Annotated in this window: 18 protein-coding genes and 1 tRNA gene; 9 read left to right on the top strand and 10 right to left on the bottom strand. The window is 64.1% G+C overall.

Annotation, left to right across the window (positions count from 1 at the left end):
• Positions 1–40 precede the first annotated feature (40 nt).
• Positions 41–3,751: a hydantoinase B/oxoprolinase family protein gene (locus ACT6QH_RS12445; protein WP_444975117.1), complete on the bottom strand. Its 3,711-nt coding sequence runs from the start codon at positions 3,749–3,751 to the stop codon at positions 41–43.
• A gap of 233 nt (positions 3,752–3,984) precedes the next feature.
• On the opposite strand from ACT6QH_RS12445, the gene ACT6QH_RS12440 reads away from it, so the two are divergent.
• Positions 3,985–5,160, top strand: a complete 1,176-nt coding sequence (locus ACT6QH_RS12440; RefSeq protein ID WP_444975116.1) for a hypothetical protein — start codon at positions 3,985–3,987, stop codon at positions 5,158–5,160.
• Here the strand turns inward: ACT6QH_RS12440 and ACT6QH_RS12435 are convergent.
• Positions 5,157–5,822, bottom strand: coding sequence for an alpha/beta fold hydrolase (locus tag ACT6QH_RS12435; protein ID WP_444975115.1), 666 nt, complete (start codon positions 5,820–5,822; stop codon positions 5,157–5,159). The genes ACT6QH_RS12440 and ACT6QH_RS12435 overlap by 4 nt on opposite strands.
• Before the next feature lie 180 nt (positions 5,823–6,002).
• Between ACT6QH_RS12435 and ACT6QH_RS12430 the strand changes: the two genes are divergently transcribed.
• Positions 6,003–6,092: transfer RNA gene (locus tag ACT6QH_RS12430), tRNA-Ser, on the top strand.
• 284 nt (positions 6,093–6,376) lie between these two features.
• On the opposite strand, the gene ACT6QH_RS12425 is transcribed toward ACT6QH_RS12430, so the two are convergent.
• The 8 genes from ACT6QH_RS12425 to ACT6QH_RS12390 form a co-directional block, all read right to left on the bottom strand.
• On the bottom strand, positions 6,377–6,964 hold the full coding sequence (locus tag ACT6QH_RS12425; RefSeq protein ID WP_374398066.1) for a hypothetical protein: 588 nt from the start codon (positions 6,962–6,964) through the stop codon (positions 6,377–6,379).
• Positions 6,961–8,112, bottom strand: coding sequence for a restriction endonuclease subunit S (locus ACT6QH_RS12420; RefSeq protein WP_374398067.1), 1,152 nt, complete (start codon positions 8,110–8,112; stop codon positions 6,961–6,963). The genes ACT6QH_RS12425 and ACT6QH_RS12420 overlap by 4 nt, the downstream gene beginning before the upstream one ends.
• A complete protein-coding gene (locus ACT6QH_RS12415; protein ID WP_374293130.1) occupies positions 8,112–9,677 on the bottom strand; it encodes a class I SAM-dependent DNA methyltransferase in 1,566 nt (521 codons plus the stop codon). Before ACT6QH_RS12415 ends, ACT6QH_RS12420 begins: the two co-directional genes overlap by 1 nt.
• A 17-nt stretch (positions 9,678–9,694) precedes the next feature.
• Entirely contained in the window at positions 9,695–12,061 is a 2,367-nt protein-coding gene (gene hsdR, locus ACT6QH_RS12410; protein ID WP_341870504.1) for an EcoAI/FtnUII family type I restriction enzme subunit R, read from the bottom strand.
• Positions 12,062–12,081: 20 nt separating this feature from the next.
• Complete coding sequence (locus ACT6QH_RS12405) at positions 12,082–13,797, bottom strand: DUF262 domain-containing protein (RefSeq protein ID WP_444975114.1); 1,716 nt, start codon at positions 13,795–13,797, stop codon at positions 12,082–12,084.
• Positions 13,798–13,918: 121 nt separating this feature from the next.
• On the bottom strand, positions 13,919–14,308 hold the full coding sequence (locus ACT6QH_RS12400; protein WP_444975113.1) for a ParB/RepB/Spo0J family partition protein: 390 nt from the start codon (positions 14,306–14,308) through the stop codon (positions 13,919–13,921).
• Positions 14,305–15,630, bottom strand: a complete 1,326-nt coding sequence (locus ACT6QH_RS12395; protein ID WP_444975112.1) for a recombinase family protein — start codon at positions 15,628–15,630, stop codon at positions 14,305–14,307. The genes ACT6QH_RS12400 and ACT6QH_RS12395 overlap by 4 nt, the downstream gene beginning before the upstream one ends.
• Positions 15,627–16,082: a DUF2924 domain-containing protein gene (locus ACT6QH_RS12390; protein ID WP_423206968.1), complete on the bottom strand. Its 456-nt coding sequence runs from the start codon at positions 16,080–16,082 to the stop codon at positions 15,627–15,629. The genes ACT6QH_RS12395 and ACT6QH_RS12390 overlap by 4 nt, the downstream gene beginning before the upstream one ends.
• A gap of 392 nt (positions 16,083–16,474) precedes the next feature.
• On the opposite strand from ACT6QH_RS12390, the gene ACT6QH_RS12385 reads away from it, so the two are divergent.
• The 7 genes from ACT6QH_RS12385 to ACT6QH_RS12355 all read left to right on the top strand — a co-directional run bounded on the left by ACT6QH_RS12385 (position 16,475) and on the right by ACT6QH_RS12355 (position 22,078).
• Positions 16,475–18,718: a hypothetical protein gene (locus ACT6QH_RS12385; protein WP_444975111.1), complete on the top strand. Its 2,244-nt coding sequence runs from the start codon at positions 16,475–16,477 to the stop codon at positions 18,716–18,718.
• 78 nt (positions 18,719–18,796) lie between these two features.
• Positions 18,797–19,042 carry a hypothetical protein gene (locus ACT6QH_RS12380; protein ID WP_155046334.1) on the top strand — a complete coding sequence of 82 codons (246 nt, stop codon included), beginning with the start codon at positions 18,797–18,799 and terminating at the stop codon, positions 19,040–19,042.
• A 99-nt stretch (positions 19,043–19,141) separates the two neighbouring features.
• Positions 19,142–19,864, top strand: coding sequence for an RNA polymerase sigma factor (locus ACT6QH_RS12375; protein ID WP_444975110.1), 723 nt, complete (start codon positions 19,142–19,144; stop codon positions 19,862–19,864).
• 84 nt (positions 19,865–19,948) lie between these two features.
• Positions 19,949–20,143, top strand: coding sequence for a hypothetical protein (locus tag ACT6QH_RS12370; protein ID WP_018303655.1), 195 nt, complete (start codon positions 19,949–19,951; stop codon positions 20,141–20,143).
• A gap of 38 nt (positions 20,144–20,181) precedes the next feature.
• The gene (locus ACT6QH_RS12365; RefSeq protein WP_036718273.1) at positions 20,182–20,478 is read left to right on the top strand and encodes a hypothetical protein; all 297 of its coding nucleotides are present in this window, start codon (positions 20,182–20,184) and stop codon (positions 20,476–20,478) included.
• On the top strand, positions 20,478–21,353 hold the full coding sequence (locus ACT6QH_RS12360) for an ATP-binding protein (protein WP_444975109.1): 876 nt from the start codon (positions 20,478–20,480) through the stop codon (positions 21,351–21,353). Before ACT6QH_RS12365 ends, ACT6QH_RS12360 begins: the two co-directional genes overlap by 1 nt.
• A 101-nt stretch (positions 21,354–21,454) precedes the next feature.
• On the top strand, positions 21,455–22,078 hold the full coding sequence (locus tag ACT6QH_RS12355; protein ID WP_444975108.1) for a hypothetical protein: 624 nt from the start codon (positions 21,455–21,457) through the stop codon (positions 22,076–22,078).
• Positions 22,079–22,091: the final 13 nt, after the last annotated feature.

The following is a 22,091-nucleotide window of genomic DNA, read 5'->3' as shown; positions in this document are numbered from 1 at the left end:
TCGTCTGGCCGGGAGAGCGCCCTATGTTGATGAGCCGGCCTCAGGCCGGATCGCGCCGCAGGGTGGCAGCGCCATAGCCGCCTCCAGTCGGGGTGATGATGATGACCGCCTCACCCGGCGCAAGATGCTTCTGGTCACAGCCGGCCAGCACCTCCAGCGTGCCATCGGCCCGCCGCACAAAGCCTTCGCCGGCCTGTCCGTCCTCCCCACCCAGAAGGCCGAAGGGCCGTACCTTGCGATGGGAGGAGAGCAGCGCGCATTCCATCTCTTCCAGAAAGCGGATGCGCCGGTAGGTGCCGCCGCCCGCCTGCCATTGCCCGCGCCCGCCCGAACCCTGGCGGATATGAAAATCCTCCAGCACCACGGGAAAGCGTGTTTCCAGCACCTCCGGGTCGGTCAGGCGCGAATTGGTCATGTGCACATGCACGCCATCCGTACCATCAAAGCCGGGTCCGGCGGGCGAGCCGGAGCACAGCGTCTCATAATATTGATAGGTGGCGTTGCCGAAGGTGAGATTGTTCATGGAGCCTTGCGAGGAACCCAGCGCCTTCAGTGCGCCAAACAGGCAATCAGTCACCATCTGTGAAGTTTCCACATTGCCTGCCACCACGGCGGCCGGATAGACCGGCGCAAGCATGGAGCCTTCCGGTACCACGATGCGAATGGGGCGCAGACAGCCGGCATTCATGGGGATGTCGTCTTCCACCATCACCCGGAAGACATAGAGCACGGCGGCGCGTGTGACCGGGGCGGGGGCGTTGAAATTGTCCGGCTGCTGAGGGGAAGTGCCGGTGAAATCCACCACCGCCTCGCGCTTTTCCCGGTCCACCGAGATCTTCACGGCAATGCGCGCACCCTTGTCGGTCTCACAGGTGAAGGCGCAATCCTCCAGCCGGTCCAGCACCCGGCGCACGGCCTCGGCGGCATGGTCCTGTACATGGCCCATATAGGCTTCCACCACATCCAGCCCGAAGGTGGCGATGGCTTTGCGCAGCTCCTGCACGCCCTTCTCGTTCGCCGCGATCTGGGCTTTCAGATCTGCGATATTCTGCGCCGGGTTGCGGGCGGGATATGTTGCCCCGGTGAGCAGGGCCAGCACCTCCGCCTCCCGGAAGCGTCCTGCCTCGACGAGGTGAAAATTGTCGATATAGACGCCTTCCTCCTCGATGGTGGTGGCGTTCGGGCTCATGGAGCCGGGGGCGACGCCGCCCACATCGGCATGGTGCCCGCGCGCCGCCACCCAGAACAGCAGCCGTCCGCCATCCGGCTGGGCATCATCCTCGAACACCGGCGTGACGACCGTGATATCCGGCAGATGGGTGCCGCCATTATAGGGGGCGTTCAGTGCAAACACGTCTCCGGGGCGGATGCGCCCCGCATTCTCACGCAGCACGGTTTCCACCGAGCGATCCATTGAGCCCAGATGCACAGGCATGTGCGGGGCATTGGCCACCAGCGCGCCTTGCGCCGAGAAGACCGCGCAGGAAAAATCCAGACGTTCCTTGATGTTGACGGAGCTGGCCGTGTTCTGGAGTGTGACGCCCATCTGCTCGGCGATGGACATGAACAGGTTGTTGAACACCTCGAGCATCACCGGATCGGCATGGGTGCCGACAGCCTCTGCGCGAACCAGGGGCGTGGTGCGCGAGAGGATGAGGTGGTCGCGCGCATTCACCTCGGCATGCCAGCCCTCTTCCACGATGATGGTCTGGTTTGGTTCGATGATGATGGCCGGGCCGGGCATGCGCATGCCGGGGCGGAAGGCTGCGCGCAGCACCACGGGTGCGTCATGCCATGCCCCGCGTGAGAAGAAATGTGTGGTTTCGGTTGTTGCAGGAGCGCCCTCGTTCAGAGGTTGTTCAGGCTCGTCCACGCCCGCGCCGCCACCGGATGAGGTGACAGACATGGCTTCTGCCACCAGCGCTTTTTCCGGCGAGATGAAACCGAACTGCGCCTTGTGACGGGCCTCGAAATCCGCCCGCATCTCTTCCGGTGTGGCGAGAGGCACGGGAAGCGCCGTATCCGTGCCGGCATAGCGCAAATGAAGGCGTGCCTCTGTGGTGGCCTCCCGCGTGCTGACGCCCTGACCTTCCAACTCGTCCAGCGTTTCGTCGGCAAGGCGGGCGTGCATCTCTTCCAGTGACGGCACCAGTGCGGGGGTGAGGTCTTCTCCCAGTGAGCCGCTACGCTGCGCCCTCACTTGTGCCAGCCCCATGCCATAGGCCGAGAGCAGGCCGGAGAGCGGATGAACAAGCACTGTTGTCATGCCCAACGCATCGGCGACAAGACAGGCATGTTGCCCGCCTGCTCCGCCAAAGCAATTCAGCGCATAGCGGGTGACATCATGGCCCTTCTGTACGGATATTTTCTTGATGGCATTGGCCATATTCTCCACCGCAATGGTGATGAAGCCATCCGCGATCTCTTCCGGTGTGCGCGTGCCACCCATCTTTTTTGCCAGATCCGCGAATTTCGTGCGCACGGCTTCAGCATCCAGAGGCGCATTCTGGCCGGGGCCGAAAATCTGCGGAAAATAGGCGGGCAGCAGCTTGCCCAGCATCACATTGGCGTCTGTCACCGCCAGCGGGCCGCCGCGCCGGTAACAGGCCGGGCCGGGGTTTGCGCCCGCACTGTCCGGCCCCACGCGCAGGCGTACGCCATCATAAGTAAGCAGCGAGCCCCCGCCGGCCGCCACCGTATGAATGCGCATCATTGGCGCGCGAATGCGCACGCCCGCAACCTCGGTATCAAAGGCCGTTTCCAGCTCGCCATCATAATGGCAGACATCCGTGGAGGTGCCGCCCATATCGAAGCCGATAATGCGTGAAAAACCTGCCAGCGCCCCGGTTTCCGCCGCGCCCACCACGCCACCGGCCGGGCCGGAAAGCAGCGCGTCCTTGCCCTGAAACAGATCCGCCGCCGTCAACCCGCCCGATGACATCATGAACATGAGACGTATGGGTTCGGCCACATCTTCCGCATTTGCAGCATCGCCGGCCAGTTCATCGGCCACCTGCCGCACATAGCGCCGCAATATGGGGGAGAGATAGGCATCGGCCACCGTGGTGTCGCCCCGCCCCACCAGCTTGATGAGGGGCGAGACCTCATGGGAGACGGAGACTTGCGGAAAGCCCATTTCTCGCGCCAACTGCGCCACGGCAGCTTCATGGGCCGGATAGCGATAGCCGTGCATGAACAGCACTGCCACAGCGCGCAGGCCATCATCCCACGCCTGCTGCAAGCCGGCGCGCACCGCCTCCATATCCGGCACATTCTCCACCGCGCCATCCGCGCGCACACGCTCTTCCACCTCCAGCACACGGGCAAACAGCATGTCCGGCAGCACGATCTTCTTCGCGAACAGATCCGGCCGCGCCTGATAGCCGATGCGCAGGGCATCGCGGAAACCGCGTGTGGTGATGAGCAGGGTCGGCTCGCCCTTGCGCTCCAGCAGCGCATTGGTGGAAACGGTGGTGCCCATCTTCACCGCTGAAACCTGATATTCTGGCACCGGCGCACCGGCAGGCAGGCCGAGCAGGGTGCGGATGCCCTGAACAGCGGCATCCTTGTAGGCTTCAGGGTTTTCCGAGAGCAGCTTCAGCGGCAGCAGCCGGCCATCCGGTGCGCGCCCGACAATATCAGTGAAGGTGCCGCCCCGGTCGATCCAGAACTCCCAGCGGGCCGCAGGCTGGCTGTGAGAGGCCGGCCGCCGTGAGGTGGCATGGCTGTTCTGGCTGGATGATGTCGGCATCTTGCTCCCCTTTTGCCCGCTTGTGCGAACCGCGCGGCCTTTCGGCGTCGCGATGTTCCGCCGTCTGGATTCTGGTTGTGCACCTCATCGCATATGGGGTGCATGCGGGAAATGTACCGGCCGCCATTCCACTGCCGCAAGAAAGGGGTAGGATAACAAGATAGAGGTGCGTTAGAACTGCAATGCAACCACAGGGCCTTGCCTGAATGTAAAATGGGGCTGAGACTCTCACCATGTGGCTCGACGAACTGCGCCCCCTGACCATGGGCCCCCCCGGTGCCGACTGGCACCTGAATGAAGCAGCTTTCCGGCCGTTCGGCATCAATCGCATTCGCACGGAACGCGGGTTGATCGCGGTGCGCACGCAAGTGGTGGCCACGCTTCCTTTCGGCCAGTTGCGCATTTTCACGCGGACAGGCGCGCCGGTGCGGCGGCGCATTCTGGTGGTGGCCCCGATGGCGGGCGGCTATCCCTTCCTGCTGCGGGATCTGGTGGTGGCCCTGCTTGGCGTGGCGGAGGAGGTGGGCATTACCGAATGGCCCAATGCCCGCTATGTGCCGCTTTCTGCCGGTGCGTTTGATTTCGCGGCCAACTGCATTGAAACCACCCAGATGATACGGGCCATGGCGGCCCGCGCGCCGGCTGAGGCGCCGCTTCATGTGGTGGGGGTTTGCCAGGGGGGCGTGCCTGCGCTTGCAGGGGCTTCCATTCTGGCTGAGATGGATGTGGCCCCCCTGAGCCTGACGCTGATGGGTGGCCCCATTGATTCATCGCGCAATCCCACACGCCTGTGGCGGCTGTTGCAGACACGGGCGGCGGAAAGCCTGGAGAAAAAGGTGGTGGAGACGGTTCCGCCACGGTTCCCCGGTGCGGGCCGGCAGGTGTTTCCCGGCTGGCGACAGACCGATACATTCGCCTTCTATCTCTGGCGGCAGGCCGTGAGTGGCGGGCGGCTGCCCTTCCAGCTGGCCTTTGATGATGGCGATGATCCGTGGCGCTACCCGCTGGCCCGTTTGTGCTGGACCCTGATGGATGTGCCTGCGGAGTTCTTCATCAGTAATGTTGAAATTCTGTTTCGTGCCAATGCTCTGGCTCAGGGGCTGCTGGAAATTTCCGGCCACCGGGTGCGGCCACAATATCTGCGCCATACGGCATTGCTGACCGTGGAGGGGGCGGAAGATGATATTTCCGGCCCCAGCCAGACAGAAGCAGCTCATGGCCTGTGCCCGAATATTCCCCGCAGGTTGCACCAACATTTGCTGGTGCAGGGGGCCGGACATTTCGCCCTGTTCTATGGCCATGCCATGCGACAGAGTATTTTGCCCGCCATCATCAGGACCATGAAAGCCGGCGAGGCGCAGATGAGCCCGCAGGTGCCGGTAAAGGCGGCGTCAGTTGGGGTGGGCTAGCCTTCCATTGCCTCTTGAAGGTCAATGCTGGCTTGCCAGCCGGCGTCTGCCAGATGCGCGCCAATCAGCGCGGCGACAGGCCCGGCATGGGTTTGGGCCAGATCATGGTCACCCCCGGAAATGACGTGCAGTCGGGCATTCGGCAGCAGATGTTGCAGGCGCTGACCGATGGCCGGCGGGCTGATGGGATCGGCATTGCCCCATAACAGCAGGACAGGCATGGTGATCTTGCCCAGTTGAGGGGAGATGTCTTCATGTGCCTCCCCAATCCAGCGGGCGGCATGGGGGAAGGCGGTATAATAATCTGACCGCCAATCCGCCCCACCCAGATCGGCCGCCGGCACGCCGCCAGAAGTTGCGACCAGCACCATGCGCCGCACAAGATGAGGTCGCTTCAGGGCAGCTTTCAGCGCCACCAGTCCACCCATGGACTGCGCAACCAGATCCACCGGTTTATCCATATGTGCACAGGTGCGGCTGACCAGATCATCCAGCCCTTGTATCTGCGGTTCTGTAGGTTCGGCCCCAAGGCCGGGCCAGGAGAGAAAGACAGCAGACGCGGAGAGTGCTGGATGATTCTGCCTTTCCGCCAGCCTTTCAGCGACAGGGCACCAGAACCCGGCGCTACCGCCAGCCCCCGGCAAAAACAGGATTTTTGCCATTTTTGGATCGAGTCATGCACAGGTAGAAAAGAAATTTCGCCGCAGCAAAAAACCATCTTGCGTCAGCGTGAGGGGAATGTATAGTCCGGCTCCACGTTGGAGCGGCACACTCAACCGGTGCCACAGTTGCTTTAAGGAGCAACCAGCCCCAACGATGCGGGTGTCTTCCCGCATATGGATGGAGAGGTGGCCGAGTGGTTGAAGGCGCACGCCTGGAACGCGTGTATACGGGCAACCGTATCGAGGGTTCGAATCCCTCTCTCTCCGCCACTTACCCCCGCGAAAGCGTTCTCCCGATCCGGCTGCGGCCGGATTTTTCCGTTGTTTTCGAGGGTTATGCGGGAGGGGCTGAGCACCGGCGGCGGCGCCAAGCGGCCCGGAAGCGTTCTCTCCGGGTCGATATTCTCCGGACCTGTTGACTGCGCGGATTTGGTAAAGTTCTGCAAGCCATTGGCAGGGATTGTTTATTTCAGGGTCAGGCTGAGCACTTCGACGAGAGGGGCGTTTGCGGGATGGAACCGGGGTCGAACCATAATCGAGGCGGGGCGCCGGGCTCAGGCGGTCGGTCCAAGGCGGAAAGCGGGCTTGGCTAGCATTCTGACGGCGAGGCCGATGGCGAAGATGGCGTCGTGGCGAACGACGTCGGCGGCCTGCTGGCCGGTGTCGAGCGAGCGGCGGTCGAGATTGCCGGCATCATCGACGTGCCGGAAATGGGACAGCGGGTTGCGCAGGCCCATCAGCCTTTGCAGGTCGGTCACGTCCAGATCGGAGATCACGTCCCGCTCGCGGCAGCGGCGCAGGGTTTCACGAAAGGAGATCCGGTTGGGGATGTCGTCAATCAGAAGGCCGCCGTGCAACCAGGCCGCCAGTAGATGCTCGACCAGCCCCTGGCACAGCAGGATTGTGGCGGCGAAGTTGCCGTGGACGAAGGACGAGCGTGCCTCGATCCAGGCAAAGTGGGCGGCCTGGCCGCCGAAGATCATCGTTCCGTTCGGCCCGAGATCGCGGCTGAAATCGGTCAGCATGCGATAGCGCGAGACCTTGCCGTGCAGGTCGTCGTGCATCTCGGCCAGCAGATGGCGGGCGAAGTCCAGATCGGTCAGGTCAGACAGCAGATCGGGCTGGTCACCGCCGCCGGTCATGCGGCCCTGTCCCCGGCGCCGAAGACCTGATGCAGAAGCGCGGGGATCAGGGCGTCGGTGTCGCGGGCCGATGCGGCGCGGATGTCGCGGATTTGGCGAGCCTTGGCCTGAAGGCGGTCGAACCAGCGTTGGGTTTCAAGCGGCGGCAGAGGGACTTCGATGGTTTCAAGTTTCTTCAGACCTAGGGTCCGGTTGCGGCCTGCCCCGCCGGGTGAGGCTTCGCCAAGGCGCTGCAGCCCCTCTGGCGTCTGGAAATAGAACAGCAGAAAGTCTGCGGTTGCTGTCGCGGGTTCGGGCACGCAGGTCAGGAAGCGATGCGAGCCAACGCGGCCAGTATCAGCGGGTTGCGCGATGGCGACGGCACCTTCCCATGCGAACACTATGTTGAACAGCAGATCGCCGGGTGCGATCTCGAACAGCTTCTTTGTGCCAACCTCTGAACCCGGCAGCACCGGCTTGTGGAAGGTGCCGCGGCCGAAGGAGCGGACGCCGAGTTCGGGATAGGCGCCGTCCGGCTCGATCTCGACCGGGCGGCGGATCAGGGGGGCGACTTCGGCCATGGGGCGGCGGGGGGCGGCGTCGATGCAGCGGGCGAAAGCCTTAGCCAGCATCGCCTGCAGGTCGGCCTCCATCGCGGCAGCGGCCTCTGCCCGCACCCTGACCAGCCCCGCTACCCGATCCAGCCGCGCCACGATGCGCTGCTGCTCGGCTAGGGGTGGGAGGGGAATGCGCATATCGAGAAACGCGGGCTCTTTCAGGCGAACCCGGTTTGTGGAACCCTCGCTGGAACGGCGGCACAGGTCGATGAAAGCGTCAGTGCTCGAATACCAAAGGAAATAACCCGGCAGTATTGCTGTCGCGTCAATGTCGAAGCACGGAAAATCGTTGCTCACGAGGGCGCCGTCGAGCTCGGCGGGCACGATGCCATATGCCCCGTGCCGAGCGTCGATCCGCGATAACAGGAACTGCCCCGCCCGCGCCCTGATCTGGCGACTTGCCGCGATCTCTGATCCGAGGGCCTCGCCCCGCAATGTGAGGCCCTTGCCCCAAAGACGGGCGGTGATCTGCTTGTATCGCTCATCCGGTCGGGTTTCGACCCATTCCTCTGATCGGCTAAGAAAGTCCCCAACCCGGATCGTCTGCACCATCACAGCCCCTCCGCCAGTTCAGCACGGATGTCGTCCATGATCGCGATGATCTCACGCTCGCGGGCGGTGATTGCCTCGACGATCTCAAGAGGCTGGCGGTGGTCCTCTGCCTCAAGCGCATGGGGGTTCTTGAGGTCGAGGTTACAGGCGATGACGCGGCCATCGGCGTCGCGCTGGATCAGGGACGGCCCATCCACCTTCCAGGCGCGGTCGCTCTCTTGCCGGTCCTGCCACCAGTCAAGGCAGGGCGCGAACTCCTCCCAAGCCATGGGAGCGGTCTTGGAGTATTTTTTGCGCCCCTCAGGGCGGGGCATCTCGTAATACCAGATGTCGCGGGTGGGGCCGGTGGTATCGAAGAAGATCAGGTTGGCCGGGATGTCGGTATAGGGGGCGAAGACGCCCTCGCAGAGGCGCACGACGGTGTGCAGGTTGAACTGCTGCAACAGGTCAGCCTTGATGCGCGCGCCGATGCCGTCGCCGAACAGCGTGCCGTGGGGCACGACAACGGCGGCGCGGCCGCGTCCTGCGCGCTTCAGGCGCCGCATGATGAGTTGCAGGAACAGCAGCGCGGTTTCGGCGGTACGCCGGTCCTCGGGGAAGTTGGTGAGGATCCCGGCCTCTTCCTCGCCGCCGAAGGGCGGGTTGGTGAGGATGACGTTCACGCGCTCGGCCTCGCCGATTTCATTCAGGCGAAAGCGCAGGGCATTGCCCGGGTCGATCTTGGGCGCGTGCATCCCGTGCAGAAGCAGGTTCAGCTGCGCCAGCAGGAAGGGTAGCGACTTGGCCTCGCCGCCCATGACGCTGCGGTCTTGCAGGATGCGGCGTTTTTCGACGGTGTCAGCCTGCCGTTCGAGATGCAGGAAGGATTCGGTCAGGAAGCCGGCGGTGCCGCAGGCCGGGTCGAGGATGGTCTCGCCAAGCTGCGGATCGGTGACAGCAACCATGAAGCGCACGACGGGGCGCGGAGTGTAGAACTCGCCCGAGTCGCCGGCGGCATCGCGCATTTCGCGCAGCAGGGTCTCGTAAAGGCGGCCGAGGGTGTGAACCTCCTCGGAGGAATCGAAATGGATGCCGTCGATCAGGTTCACCACGTCGCGCAGCAAGTAGCCGCTTTCCATGCGGTTGGTGAAACCCTGAAAGACGGTGGCGATCACGTCGCGGCGTTCTCGGCGGCCGTTGTCTCCGCGCAGCGCGCGCAGATAGGCGAACAGCCCGGCGCCCCTGGTGCCGTCGGGGCGTTCGGCCTTTTCCGCGGTCAGGAAGGCCAGAAGGTCGGGGCCGGTGATGCCGTCCGCCTGGGCCGCCCAGTCGCGCCAGCGGTAAGGGGCTTCGATGATCGGGCGATAATCCGTGCCGGCCAGTTCGGCGCGTTCCTCCTCGATCCGCTCCATGTCGTCGAGGAATTTCAGGAACATGATCCAGGTCAGCATCGGCAGGCGATCGAGATCACCGTTCAGCCCCTTGTCCTTGCGCATGATCTTGCGGGCGGACTTGATGATGCTGTCGAGACGCTGGGCGGTGGTCAGTTGCTTGGGCGCAGCCTTCTTGCGGGCGGGTTTGGCCATTGGGGAAGTCCTTCAAGTCAGGCGGTATAGAGCAATCGCTGCAGCTCGGTGACGGCGCTGCGAAGCTCCTTTCCCCCGCCGAAGCGTCTGGCGATTTCTATGACGTTGCCCCATTCATTGAAAGGCGGGACTTCGAGAATATCGGGCAGCTTGAACTGCGCGCTGCCATGTTCGGCGTATTTTTCAAGAACAGCGTCGAGAACCTTGCGGGCATCCGGGCCGAAACGGGCTAGGAAGGCGTCCTGTTCGCGCAGCAGGCGGTCGGCTCGCTCGCGCCTTGTGCGCAGGGGGGTGTTGTAGGCCAAATGACACAGGAGGTCGAAAGGATCGGCCTCGGGCTTGCCCACGGCCTCGGACAGGGTGTCGAGGTCGATGCCCTTTTCCTCGAGTTGCTCGACGATTTCGGCACGGCGCTCAGGGTCGAGCCAGTCGGAGCGCAGCTCGGAAGCATTGGGATAGAGGGTGCGGACCTTGTCGCCGGTGTAGTCGGTCAGCTGGCGGCAGGCGAGCTTCTTGCCCTCGGCATCGAGTTCATAGACGAGATGACGGACGACAGAGACCTCGCCGCCATCGACATAAAACTTCCGCGGCCCCGGTTCCGGCTCGGGGTCGCCCAGAGGCGCCTCTGGTCCCTCGGGGATGTCGCCCGGCTCGGGCGCCACATCCTCAGCCTCGTGTTCCTCGATGGTTTCGCCGTCTTCGTTGATGACGGATTCGGCCTCGCGGACCGGCTCGCCATCGAAGGCGGGGTCGGCGAACATGCGCGTCGCCGTGCCAGTATAGTCGATGATGTTGAAGGCAAGCTTGCCGTAGTCCGGGCGCAGCCGGGTGCCGCGGCCGATGATCTGCTTAAACTCGGGCATCGAGCCCACGGTGCGCGCCAGAACCACATTCTTGCAGGTAGGCGCATCGACGCCGGTGGTCAGCAGCTGCGATGTGGTCAGGATGACCGGGGTGTCGGTCTCCACATCCTGGAACTTGGAGAGGTGACCCCGGCCGATGTCGCCTTCGTCGGCGGTGACGCGGCAGACATAGTCCGGGTTGTCGCGCACGAGGTCGGCATTCAGTTCCGCCAGCGCCTGACGCATCTCCAGCGCGTGCTCCTGATCCACGCAGAATACGATGGTCTTGGCCATACGGTCGGTCTCGGCCATGAAGTCGGCGAGATGGCGGGCGATGGCGCGGGTCCGGGCGCGCAAGGCGACGACGCGCTCGAAGTCACGGGTCTGGTATTCATTGTCGGGGACTTCTCGGCCGTATCGGTCCAACTCGCCCCGGCTTGGCCGCCAGCCTGCGGCGTCATAGTCCGTGATCACCCGATGCACGCGGTAAGGCGCAAGGAAGCCATCCGCGATCCCCTGCGCCAGGCTGTATTCGTAGAGGGGATCGCCGAAATAGGTGTAGGTATCGACATTCTCCTCGCGCCGGGGCGTCGCGGTCATGCCGATCTGGGTGGCCGGCTCGAACCATTCGAGGATCTCGCGCCAATTGCTGTCGTCGCGCGCGCTGCCGCGGTGGCATTCATCCACGATGATCAGGTCGAAGAAGTCGCGGGGATATTCCCGATACAGTCCGGGCCGGTTCTCGTCGCGCGCAATCGACTGGTAGATCGCGAAATACATGTCGCGGCTCTTGACCGCGATGCCACCGGCGATCTTGTGGCGCGCGTCGCCGAAGGGGCTGAAATCCTTGGCCATCGGATCGTCGACGAGGACATTGCGGTCGGCCAGGAACAGAACTTTTGGTGTGCGGTTCACGCCCTTGCCGTTCCAGCGCGCCGACCACAGCTTCCAGCTGATCTGGAAGGCGACGGCAGTCTTGCCTGCCCCGGTGCAGAGCGTGAGCAGGATCCGTTTCCGCCCCTGCAGTACTGCCTGGACGGCACGATTGACCGCGATTTCCTGATAGTACCGCAACGGCTTCGCGCGATCCGGAAAGCTCGGGGTCAGCAACCGCTCGGCTGTGAGCGGGTCGTTTAGTCCCTCTGCCGCGCGCTGGCGCGCCCACAGCTCATCCGGGCTCGGGAACGCGTCCAGCATACGCTCGATACCGGTCGTGTAGTCGAATTCCACAATCTCGGCGCCATTGGTGGCGTAGGCAAATTTGAGCCCAAGAATCTCGGCATAATCCTTGGCCTGCTGCAAGCCATCTGCGGCATGGCGGTATCTGGCCTTGGCCTCTACCACGGCAATCGGGAAGTCGGGGTTGTAGCGCAGAACATAGTCCGCGCGCTTCTGCTTGCCCCTGCGGGCCCGGCCGCCGACGAAGACGATCCGGCCATCGGTGAACGTCCGCTGCTCATTGATGGCATGCGGCCGGTCGTCCCAGCCTGCTTCCTGCAGCTTCGGGACGACAAGTTTGCGGCAGGTATCGGCCTCGTTCACCGGTGCACCCCGAAACCCACCTATGCCGATTCAGCCACAAGGGGCTGGCCAGTGGTGGCGGAGGCGGCCGGAGAGGCCAACGACCAGACCCTTACGGCGCGGCCGACAAGGTCGATCTGGCGCGAGGCCAGCTGATCCTTCGTCCATTCGTCTGCCGCTAGGATTGGCTTGGTGGTGTCGAACGAGACCTTGTCGTTCTTTCTGGAGAAAACTTCCTTCTTGCGATCGAACGAATAGAACTTTGCCTTGTAATTCTTGATCCCGGCCAGCAGCGCCAAATTGCCAAGGCGATGCAGCCAAAGGCGATGATCGTCATCGGTGAAACGTTCGCGCCAGTAATCATCCTTCAGCGCCTGCGGCAGGACGTGCTCGATGGTGATCTTGCCGCCGAAATCCTTGGTGACCGATTCATCCTGGTCCGCCTCCTCGAGGCGCAGCAGAACCGCCTGAGCGAAGGGCCGACCATAGACCTCCCCGTCAATCAGCGAGCGGAACTCGTCATCGTTCGCGTTGCTGAGGAAAATTGCCCGGATGTCGTCGGCCGACTTGCCGGCCCGGATTGCCGTTATCAGCTGGAAATACACAGTAAGGCGCGCGGTGAACGCAAGGCGCCTGATCCAGTTCTGATAGGTGATCCGCTCGAGCAGGTCGATGAACTCATCCTCGGTCAAGGCAGGCGCCGGGTTCTCGTTCGCGATCAGCGCAGGCTCCGGCCGGTTGAGAAAGGCAAGCAGCGGCGGAATCCATTCCTCGAATGCCACGCGCTGCAATGACCTGACGGCGCGGCGTGCGGCGGGTGTCTCGAAATCATTTCGCAGGATGCGCAGGTAGTTCCGGGCAGAGGTGTTCAGCTCCCCGAGAAGCGAGAACGGGCTCACTGCGGCTTCGACCAGCGGCTCGAATTCCTCGTGGAGCGCCCTGCGGGCCTTGGTGGCGACGATGGAACTGCGGTGATGCGCCATGAACTGATCCAGGCGCTCGATCCCGATCTGCTCTTCCAGCTCAAGCCACGCCTCGTCCAGCTCGCCGCTTCGTGTCGAATTGCCGCCGAGGCGGGCGAAAAGCATGTTCTTGATCAGGTCGGCGTTCGACAACGCCATGCCGCGTGCGTTCAACACGTTAAAGAGACGATACGCAGATTGCCAGGATGCTGTGGTCACGAAGACCACATAGACCTTGCTGAGCAGGAAATTGGCAAAGAGCTTCAGCGTCTTCTGGTCGTGCTGACCGATGAAGGCGTCGATGGCTTCGAGGTTTTCGACAATCCGCTGCTTTGGCGCATCCTGGTCCTTGACGATCTCCTTGCGGATCGCATCTGGGATGGCCTGGCCGGCAAGAACATGACGACGGAAGAAGCTCTGGTCGCGTTGGCGCAACGTCAGGCGCGGAGTTTCTTCCTCGCCGGTATAGGGATTTTTTGGCAGTACGCGCTTTCCAAGATCTGCCCTGACCTCTGGATCCTCGATGTGGTCCCGAAGCCGTGCGAGGATCAGGTTCAGTGTCGTCAGTCGCTGTTGGCCATCCACCACGTCATAAAGTCGGCCCTTTTCGCGCTCGATGGTGATGAGCGACCCAATGAAATACTCTTCATCCTGGGCTTCGTAGGCTTCCCAGATATCGTCGAGAAATTGCTCGACGTTACCCTTCTCCCATGAATATGGGCGTTGGTACGCGGGAATTTCGTAACGAATCTGTTCGGTCAAAATCTGGCTGATCGTGCGCTCGGCCGCTTCCATTGTCGCTCTCTACTATCGGACGGCGGCGACCTTGCCGAGCGCCCCGATATCGAGCTGACATTGCCGCCTTTTACTGCGGCAGACTAAGCCGCGAACTTCACCTGACGCAAGCCGGATGGCGCTATGTCCTTGCAAATGCCAGAGTCTGATCCGCCCACTCTGCCGGGAACGGTTCCATCAGCCGGGCGAGCGTCACATCCAGCCCCTGCCGCCCATCGAGGATCGCCTCGACGATGTCGGGCGCGAGCAGTGTCAGGCGCAGGACGCGTGTCATGTAGGACGGCGCGATCCCCTCACGCTCGGCCAGTTCGGCGATGGTGGCGAACTCGCCCGACTCCAGCATCCGCTTCCAGCGGAATGCTCGCGCTAGCGCCTTGACCAGCGTGCTGTCGGCCCTCGCCGGGGGCGTGCCGCCTTCTGGCAGCTGCATCTCCTTCCGCCCACCGCGCTTCACGATGCGGAATGGCACGTGGATTGTGACCGTCTCAGGGACCGCCGTCGCGCGGGTCATGCCGCTGCTCCGATGCTGCCAGACAGCATCTCGCGGGCGAGCCCTCCGAGGCCGTCCATCCGGAGCCGGAAGTTGAGCCCGTTCGTTCCGATATCGATGCGCTCGACCAGCAGCGCCACGATGCGGGCCTGCTCGGCGGGGAAGAGTTCGTCCCACAGCGGGTCGAGCTGCTGCAAGGCCGCGCGGGCGTGGGCCTCGGTGATGTCGTTGGCGTCGGCGCGCGCCGCCTTCCACGTCCCCGCAACGATCTCCGGCTGGCGGAACACGGCGCGCAACTGGTCGATGACGGCAGCCTCGATCTCACCTGCGGGGACACGACCCACCGGGCAGGATCCAGCACCGTGCTTCAGCACGGTCTGGCTGACATAGTAGCGGTAGAGCTTGTCGCCTTTCCGGGTGTGCGTCGGCGAGAAGGCGGCGCCATCGGGCCCGAACAGCAGCCCCTTGAGCAGCGCCGGTGTCTCGGCGCGGGTGCGTGCGGCGCGCTTGCGGGGGCTTTCTTGCAGGATGGCGTGGACCCGGTCCCAGGTTTCGCGGTCGATGATGGCGTCATGCTCGCCGGGATAGCTGTCGCCCTTGTGGACGGCTTCGCCGATGTATGCGCGGTTGCTGAGCATCCGATAGATGTACTTCTTGTCGATCCGGTTGCCGCGCGGGGTCCGAATGCCGCGTGCGCCGACCTCCCGCGCCAGTTCCGTACAGGACCCGATCTCGAGGAAGCGGGCGAAGATCCAGCGGACATGCTCGGCATGCTCGTCGTCAATCACCAGCTTCCGGTTCTCGACGCGGTAGCCGTAGGGCGGGACGCCGCCCATCCACATGCCCTTCTTCCGGCTGGCGGCGACCTTGTCGCGGATGCGCTCGGCCGTCACCTCGCGTTCGAACTGGGCGAAGGACAGCAGGATGTTCAGCGTCAGCCGCCCCATGGAGGTCGTCGTGTTGAACGACTGCGTGACCGAGACGAAGGTCACGCCGTTGCGGTCGAACACCTCGACCAGCTTGGCGAAATCGGCGAGCGAACGGCTGAGACGGTCGATCTTGTAGACCACCACAACATCCACCAACCCGTCCTCGATGTCGACCAGCAGGCGCTTGAGGCCCGGGCGTTCCAGCGTCCCACCGGAGATGCCTCCGTCGTCATACTGATCTCGGACCAGTACCCAGCCCTCGGACCGCTGGCTGGCGATATAGGCTTCGCATGCCTCACGTTGGGCGTGCAGCGAGTTGAACTCCTGCTCCAAGCCTTCCTCGGAGGATTTTCGAGTGTAGACCGCGCAGCGCAGCTTGCGGGCGACCTTGGTTTTTTCGGGCGGCTTTGTCATGCCCGCCCCCTGTGGTTCTTGAGGCCGAAGAATACCCAGCCATTCCAACGAGTGCCGGTGATGGCGCGCGCGATGGCGGACAGCGACTTGTAGGGGCGCCCCTGCCATTCAAAGCCGTCGGACATGACGGTGACGACATGCTCGACGCCCTGCCATTGGCGCAGGAGGCGTGTGCCGGTGATCGGTAGGTCGCGGTCTAGGCGCATGCCGCGCTTCTTCTTGTCCCCGCCGTCGAGTTCCTCGCCCAGCCGTTCCAGCCGCCGGATCGTCTCGGGCTTCAAGCCGCCATAGGCGAGTTCCTGGATGCGGTAGGCGATACGGCTTTCGAGATAGCGCCGGTTGAACGGCGGCGGTTCGCTGTCGAACAGATCGCGCCACTGCTTTTTCAGGTCAGGCGTCGGTGTGGTCTTCAGCGCGGCCAGGCGGGCGGGGATGGGGTCGTGCGTCGTCATGCTTTCTCCGTTGGCTTCCGGGTTGCATGACGGCATTGGTCGGCCTGATAGTGTAGGCGAATTTCTCCAGTATCGTCAGAAGGTTCGCCCCGATTGCGCCGCATCAGGCGGACCAGCCCGAGGGCGAGCAGGCCACACAGCTCAATGCGGCGTTCGGCGGGCGTCATCTGGGCGGGAGGCAGTGGATTGGGGCGTTTCATGCGGGGATCGGCCGTGTTCGGTAGAGTTGCTACCGATCAAAAGCCATCCGGCCGATGGAGACGGGACATCACAGCGCCACGAGCTTCCTCGATGCGAACAGGTTAAGAACATCGGGTCTTGCAGGGTGCGGTTTTGTCCACAATTATCGGAAGTTGAATCAATCAAGAGAATGTATTCGTTGAGGTGGTTTCATGGCGCGAAAGGCATCCCCGGTTGGCCCGCACATCCATAGCCTAATCGAGGATGCCCGCATTGACCTCGTCCGGGCTGTCCTCGCGGTGCGAGAGGGCGACAACGAACCCGATTTCGGCCTGCCCACTGCTATTCCAGATCCCTCGGACGAGGAAATGGCACACGGGTTTCGGCAAAATCTGTTGCAGATCCTGTCGAAATTCGATGCAGACGAGTTGCGGCCCGCCGAGCAGAGATCACGCCGCGTCCTGGCACTCGCCGAAGGCAAGGGTATCGATTCGCTCACGGCAATCACCGAGCAACAACTCGACGATGAGCAAACGCTCGAGTTCGATCGGCAACCCGATCCGCTCTGCAAGAGCATCTGGGCATTTCTGAATGCCCGCCAGACATTCGAGGACGCCGAGAGTTTCCACTTCGCTCGAAAATTCAGGGACTATGGCAAACTTTACGATGCCTTCGAGGTGGAACTCGAAAAAGCGGTCAACCTCAATTCGGGGTCGATCGACGAAGCGGCTCTGGCCGCGAAGATCACGTCGGTTCTGCAACTTAAAACCGCCTGCACGGTGAAGGCGCTGGATCTGCCCGCCACTGCCGCGCACCCAGCGTCGATCATGCTGATCGTTCGCCATGGCGGGCCGCTGTCGAGCGTCCATGACCATCGTGACGACGGGCGCCGGGGCACGATCTATTATCGCCCGCCGAACGAGGCCACTCTCATCTACACGCCCGCCATCCGACAGATTGAGGTCTGCGCGGACAGTCCGGTCGTGCGGCAGGGCGTTGCCGGGTCATTCGCTGACGAGGCCTTGGGGCACGACGTGTCGCAGAAGCCCCTGACTTGGAAGCGCTACAACCTTTCGCGTTTCCGCAGTTCGCTGCGGCTCGATCTGCCGCGTATCTCTGGATACGAGATCACGGACGCGCGCGTCCTCGAGGCTGAAATCCGCCTTGGCTCATGGAGCCGGAAGCTTCTTCTGAAGGTGGCGGCCGACGACGACATTGAGGAGGTCGCCGACCGCTATCTGAAGCCGAACAATATCTTCCGGCGCGCCGACGGCTTCAGCCGCGTCGGGATCGCCGTCACCTACAATCGCATCGGTGACGGCAAGGTGCGCACGCTCAACATCACCATTTCCGGCTCGAAGAGCTGCAATCTCCAGAGCAACAAGGATCCGGATGAACGCAACCTCGGGTTCGCGCTTCTCGACGCTTGGGGCATTCTCAGCGCCTTCAAGCAGATCGAGCCTACCGACCTGCGCGGGATATTCCCGCAACTGGTCATGCTTCACGACCGGACCGAGGACGATGTCAGCGGCGAGTATCTGCGCGAGCTCGGTCTCGATCCGGACCGCATGATCCAAGGCGGTCTTCTCGACCGGCGGGGGCGCCAAGACATTGTGCTTATCGACGATGATGACCTGGGGGGAGAAGCCGAGGTCAAGCCATCCGGCATCGAAGGCATGTCGCGTGTTGTCGGTGCCTTCGGAAAAGATGGGGGCCTGAGGCCGACTTCGGATCTCGAGATGTACGAGATCAACCGCGAGTGGCTGCACGAAACCGTGGTTGGGCTTTTGAAGCCGATGCTGAACAAGCTCGCGGCGCAGGTGCTGGATGCGGACCTGTCGATGCTCGGCTCCATGCGGATCGACGGTGCCGATGTTCCGATCTACTTCGCCCGTCGCCTTCACGACCTCAAGACGATTTCGCGCCTAGATCAGCTGATGCGCGCGCGCAACGCGGCCGGTGTCGGGATCGTGCTGTCGGCAGGCACTGACGGTCCTGGATACCTTGGGCCGAACCTCGTCGTCCCCATTTCTGGCTGCATGTCAACGGGCGCCGACGATCTTCTTCTCTCGCGAGATGCGCTCGAGCTCGCCTACCGAACCAATCGTTCGCTGGCGCGGGGCGGTGCGACGCCGCAGGTCCTGCGATCGGGCACGCAATCGGCGACGTTGCACATTCCCGGCAAGACATCGCTCGCGCTGACGGGTGCGGATCAGATCACGATCTTCGAACGACTGGTCGCAGCCGAGAAGGCCGGCAGCCCCGATGTCCATGTCAAGCCGCTGATGGACGGGCTTGGGTCGCGCAGTCCGCAGCAGGCATTCCGGCCGAAAACTTGGGACAGCATCCGCGACGTCTACATTGGCGCTGGCACGAAACGGGGATACTGGCGCCTTCTGGTTAAAGCACAGCCAGCCGAAGACGTAGCCGAAGCTTCGGTCGAGGAACCCGTCTAACAACGGTCTAACATGCGACGGGGGACGGTCTAACAAACCGCTGATTATTGGAAGGGCTCCACATAGAGGAGCTTTTTCATGCCGACTCCCTTCCCCTCGCGCCAGGCAGCCCAGACGAGCTGGTCCCGCGCCGCGACGACCAAGCCCACCACCCACAACTCGGAATGGCGCTGCACGCGCTGTGACAAGCTGCTCGGCGTCTGCCGGGACGGCCGCATGCACCTGCGCTTCGCGCGGGGGCACGAGTATCTCGTGGGCTTTCCGGTTCAGGCCACCTGCCGGGGCTGCGGCACGCTGAACAACGCGCCCGCACCCACGCGCTGACGCGCGCATCCACCCAACCCCCTGAAATCGCAGAGACGCGCGACGTCCTGACCTGGCCACGAGAAGGCGCCGGACGCCTGGCCGCAAGGCAGGCGTCCGATGTCCTTCGCGTGGCACGAGATCCGTGATCACCTCATGCATTCCTCCTCCAACCTTCACTTCCAGCGCAGCTTCGACGCTGTCCGGCGTGGACAGGCTGCCCTCACGCCGTTCCGAGATCCGGCGGCTCTGCTCGACGGGCTGCACCGCACGCCCGGCGATCAGGGTCAGAAGAACGTGATCCTCGCTGCGCTCGTCAGGGCGGCGCAGGGCGACGGGCCCAGGTCCGACTGCGCGCTGACTCTCCTGCTGTTGGCGCTCTGGCCCGGCCTCGACGCCATCCGGCGCCGGTCGCTCTGGCGCAGGCTCGGCACCGCCGACGAGGTCGCGTCCGACGTGCTGACGCGCACCACCGAGGCGGTCCGCGGCCTCGACCTCGGGCGCGTCAACTGGATCGCGGCCACGGTCCTGCGCAATGTCGAGCGCGACATGATCCGCGTGCGCCAACGCGACACGGCGCGCGAACATCTCGCCAGCCGCGCCGATCCCGACGAGGTGGCGGACAGCGGCGACAGCGGGATCGGCGCAACCGGGTACGCACGGCTGAACGACGCCGTTCGGAAGCTGCTCGGCGATGACGCCCTGCTGGTGATCCGCGTGGCGGTCGAGGGTTTCCCCCAGGCCGAGGTCGCCGTGGAACTGGGTCTGACCGAGGCCGCCGCCCGCAAGCGGTACCAGCGCGCGATGCGCCGACTGCACGACGCCCTCAAGGAAATCCCCTGAACCGATGTCCCGATCCGGTCCCGCCGGTGGCTTTTCCCATTCGAGCGCCCCGAGCGCCTTCCCTCCAACCGAAAGCAGACACGCATGAACCGCACTGCCGATCTGTCGCTCGAGGATTTCAGGCGTCTTCCGGGGCTCTATCGCCGCTGGGAGCTGACCGAGGTCTGCGAGCCCAACCGCAACTACCAGATCGAGGACGCCGGCGCCCATGCCGACGGGACGCCGCTGCTGGCGATCTACGTCGCCGAGCCCGCGCCCGACGTCCGCGAGGCCGCGTGATGCGCCTCCTCGATCACATCATCCCACGGAGAAACGCCATGCCGGACCAACCGAACGACATCAACCGTCTTCGCAAGGCGAGCTACGCGCTCGAAGACCTCCCCGAAACCATCGCCTTCCCGCAGCGCGCCGGTGACGAGCCGCGCGAGCCGCTGCCAGTCGTCGAGGCGACCGTCGACGAGATCGCCTTCGCGATCGTGGAGGCGGAGCGCGAGAGCACGGCCGCCTACCGCCGCGCCGACGCGCTGAAGCGCCTCTACAAGCTCGCCCGCGAGGCCGGATGCATCGGCGCAGATCGCGCCGCCGCGTCGGTGATGAAGAAGGAGGGCCAGTGATGGCCCTTCCCATCATCGGCGCCGACGAACGGCTCGCGCAGCGCAAGGGAATCAAGGGCGTCATCTTCGGCCGGTCCGGCATCGGCAAGACCAGCCTGCTCTGGACGCTGAATGCCTCGACCACGCTCTTCCTCGACCTCGAGGCCGGGGATCTGGCGGTCGAGGGGCTGGAGATCGACACGCTCCGACCCCGCACCTGGAAGGAATGCCGCGACTTCGCGGTGTTCATCGGCGGGCCGAACCCGGCGCTGCGCGAGGACCAGCCCTACAGCCAGGCTCATTTCGACGAGGTCTGCGGCCGCTACGGCGATCCGGCGGTGATCGGGAAATACGAGACCGTCTTCATCGACTCGATCACCGTCGCCGGGCGGCTCTGCTTCCAATGGTGCCGCGGCCAGCCCGAGGCCTTTTCGGAGAAGACCGGCAAACCCGACATCCGCGGCGCCTACGGGCTGCATGGCCGCGAGATGATAGGCTGGCTGACCCACTTGCAGCACACGCGCGGCAAGCATGTCTGGTTCGTGGGCATCCTTGACGAGCGGCTCGACGACTTCAATCGCAAGGTCTTCCAGCCGCAGATCGACGGCTCGAAGACCGGGCTGGAGCTGCCCGGGATCGTGGATCAGGTCATCACCATGGCCGACATCCCGGACCCCGGCGGCCAGCCGCAGCGCGCCTTCGTCTGCCAGACGCTGAACCCCTGGGGCTATCCGGCCAAGGACCGCTCGGGCCGTCTTGACAGGGTCGAGGCCCCGCATCTCGGACGGCTGATGGAGAAGATCCAGCGCCCTGCGGCGCCTGCCTCCGAACGCCTGACCTGGCCGCCGGTGACCCCGGCCGATCCCGCGCCCGCGCAGGAGCCCGGACATGGCTGAGCGCCTCTCGCCACGCCCGGTGTCCCGATCCGGTCGCCGGAGTGGCTTTTCCCTTCTGACGCCGCTGCGCGTCCCATCCTCCAACTGAAAGGAGCCGCGCAATGTCCGGACCCTGGAACGACTTCAACTCCGCGCAATCCAATACCAACGTCATCCCCAAGGGCACGCTCGCCAAGGTGCGCCTGACGCTCCGCCCGGGCGGCTTCGACGACCCCTCGCAGGGTTGGACAGGCGGCTGGGCGCGCCGCGCCGCTACCGGCGCAGTCTATCTCGACGCCGAATACACGGTGCTCGAAGGCCCCTATGCCCGGCGCAAGGTCTGGTCGCTGATCGGCCTTTACAGCCCGAAGGGCCCGGACTGGGCCAACATGGGGCGCGGCCTGATCCGTGGCATCCTCAACTCCGCGCGCGGCGTGTCCGACAAGGACAACTCGCCCGAGGCGCAGGCGCGCCGCCGGATCAACGGGTTCGGCGATCTCGACGGCGTCGAGTTCGTCGCCCGCATCGACATCGGCACCGACACCAACGGCGAGGACAAGAACGAGATCCGCGCCGCGGTCACGCCCGACCATCGCGACTACGCCGCGCTGATGGGCGCGGTCGCGCTGCAATTCACCGCCGCCCAGGCGCAGGGCCACACTGCGCAGCAGCCCACCACGGCCACCCAGCCCAGCCAGCCCGCGTCCGCCCCCGGCGCCGCCGGTCGGCCGAGCTGGGCGCAGTAAGGGGGAGACCGGC

It is taken from the genome of Haloleucobacter albus (assembly GCF_052492075.1).
This window is presented reverse-complemented; position numbering and strand designations above follow the sequence as displayed.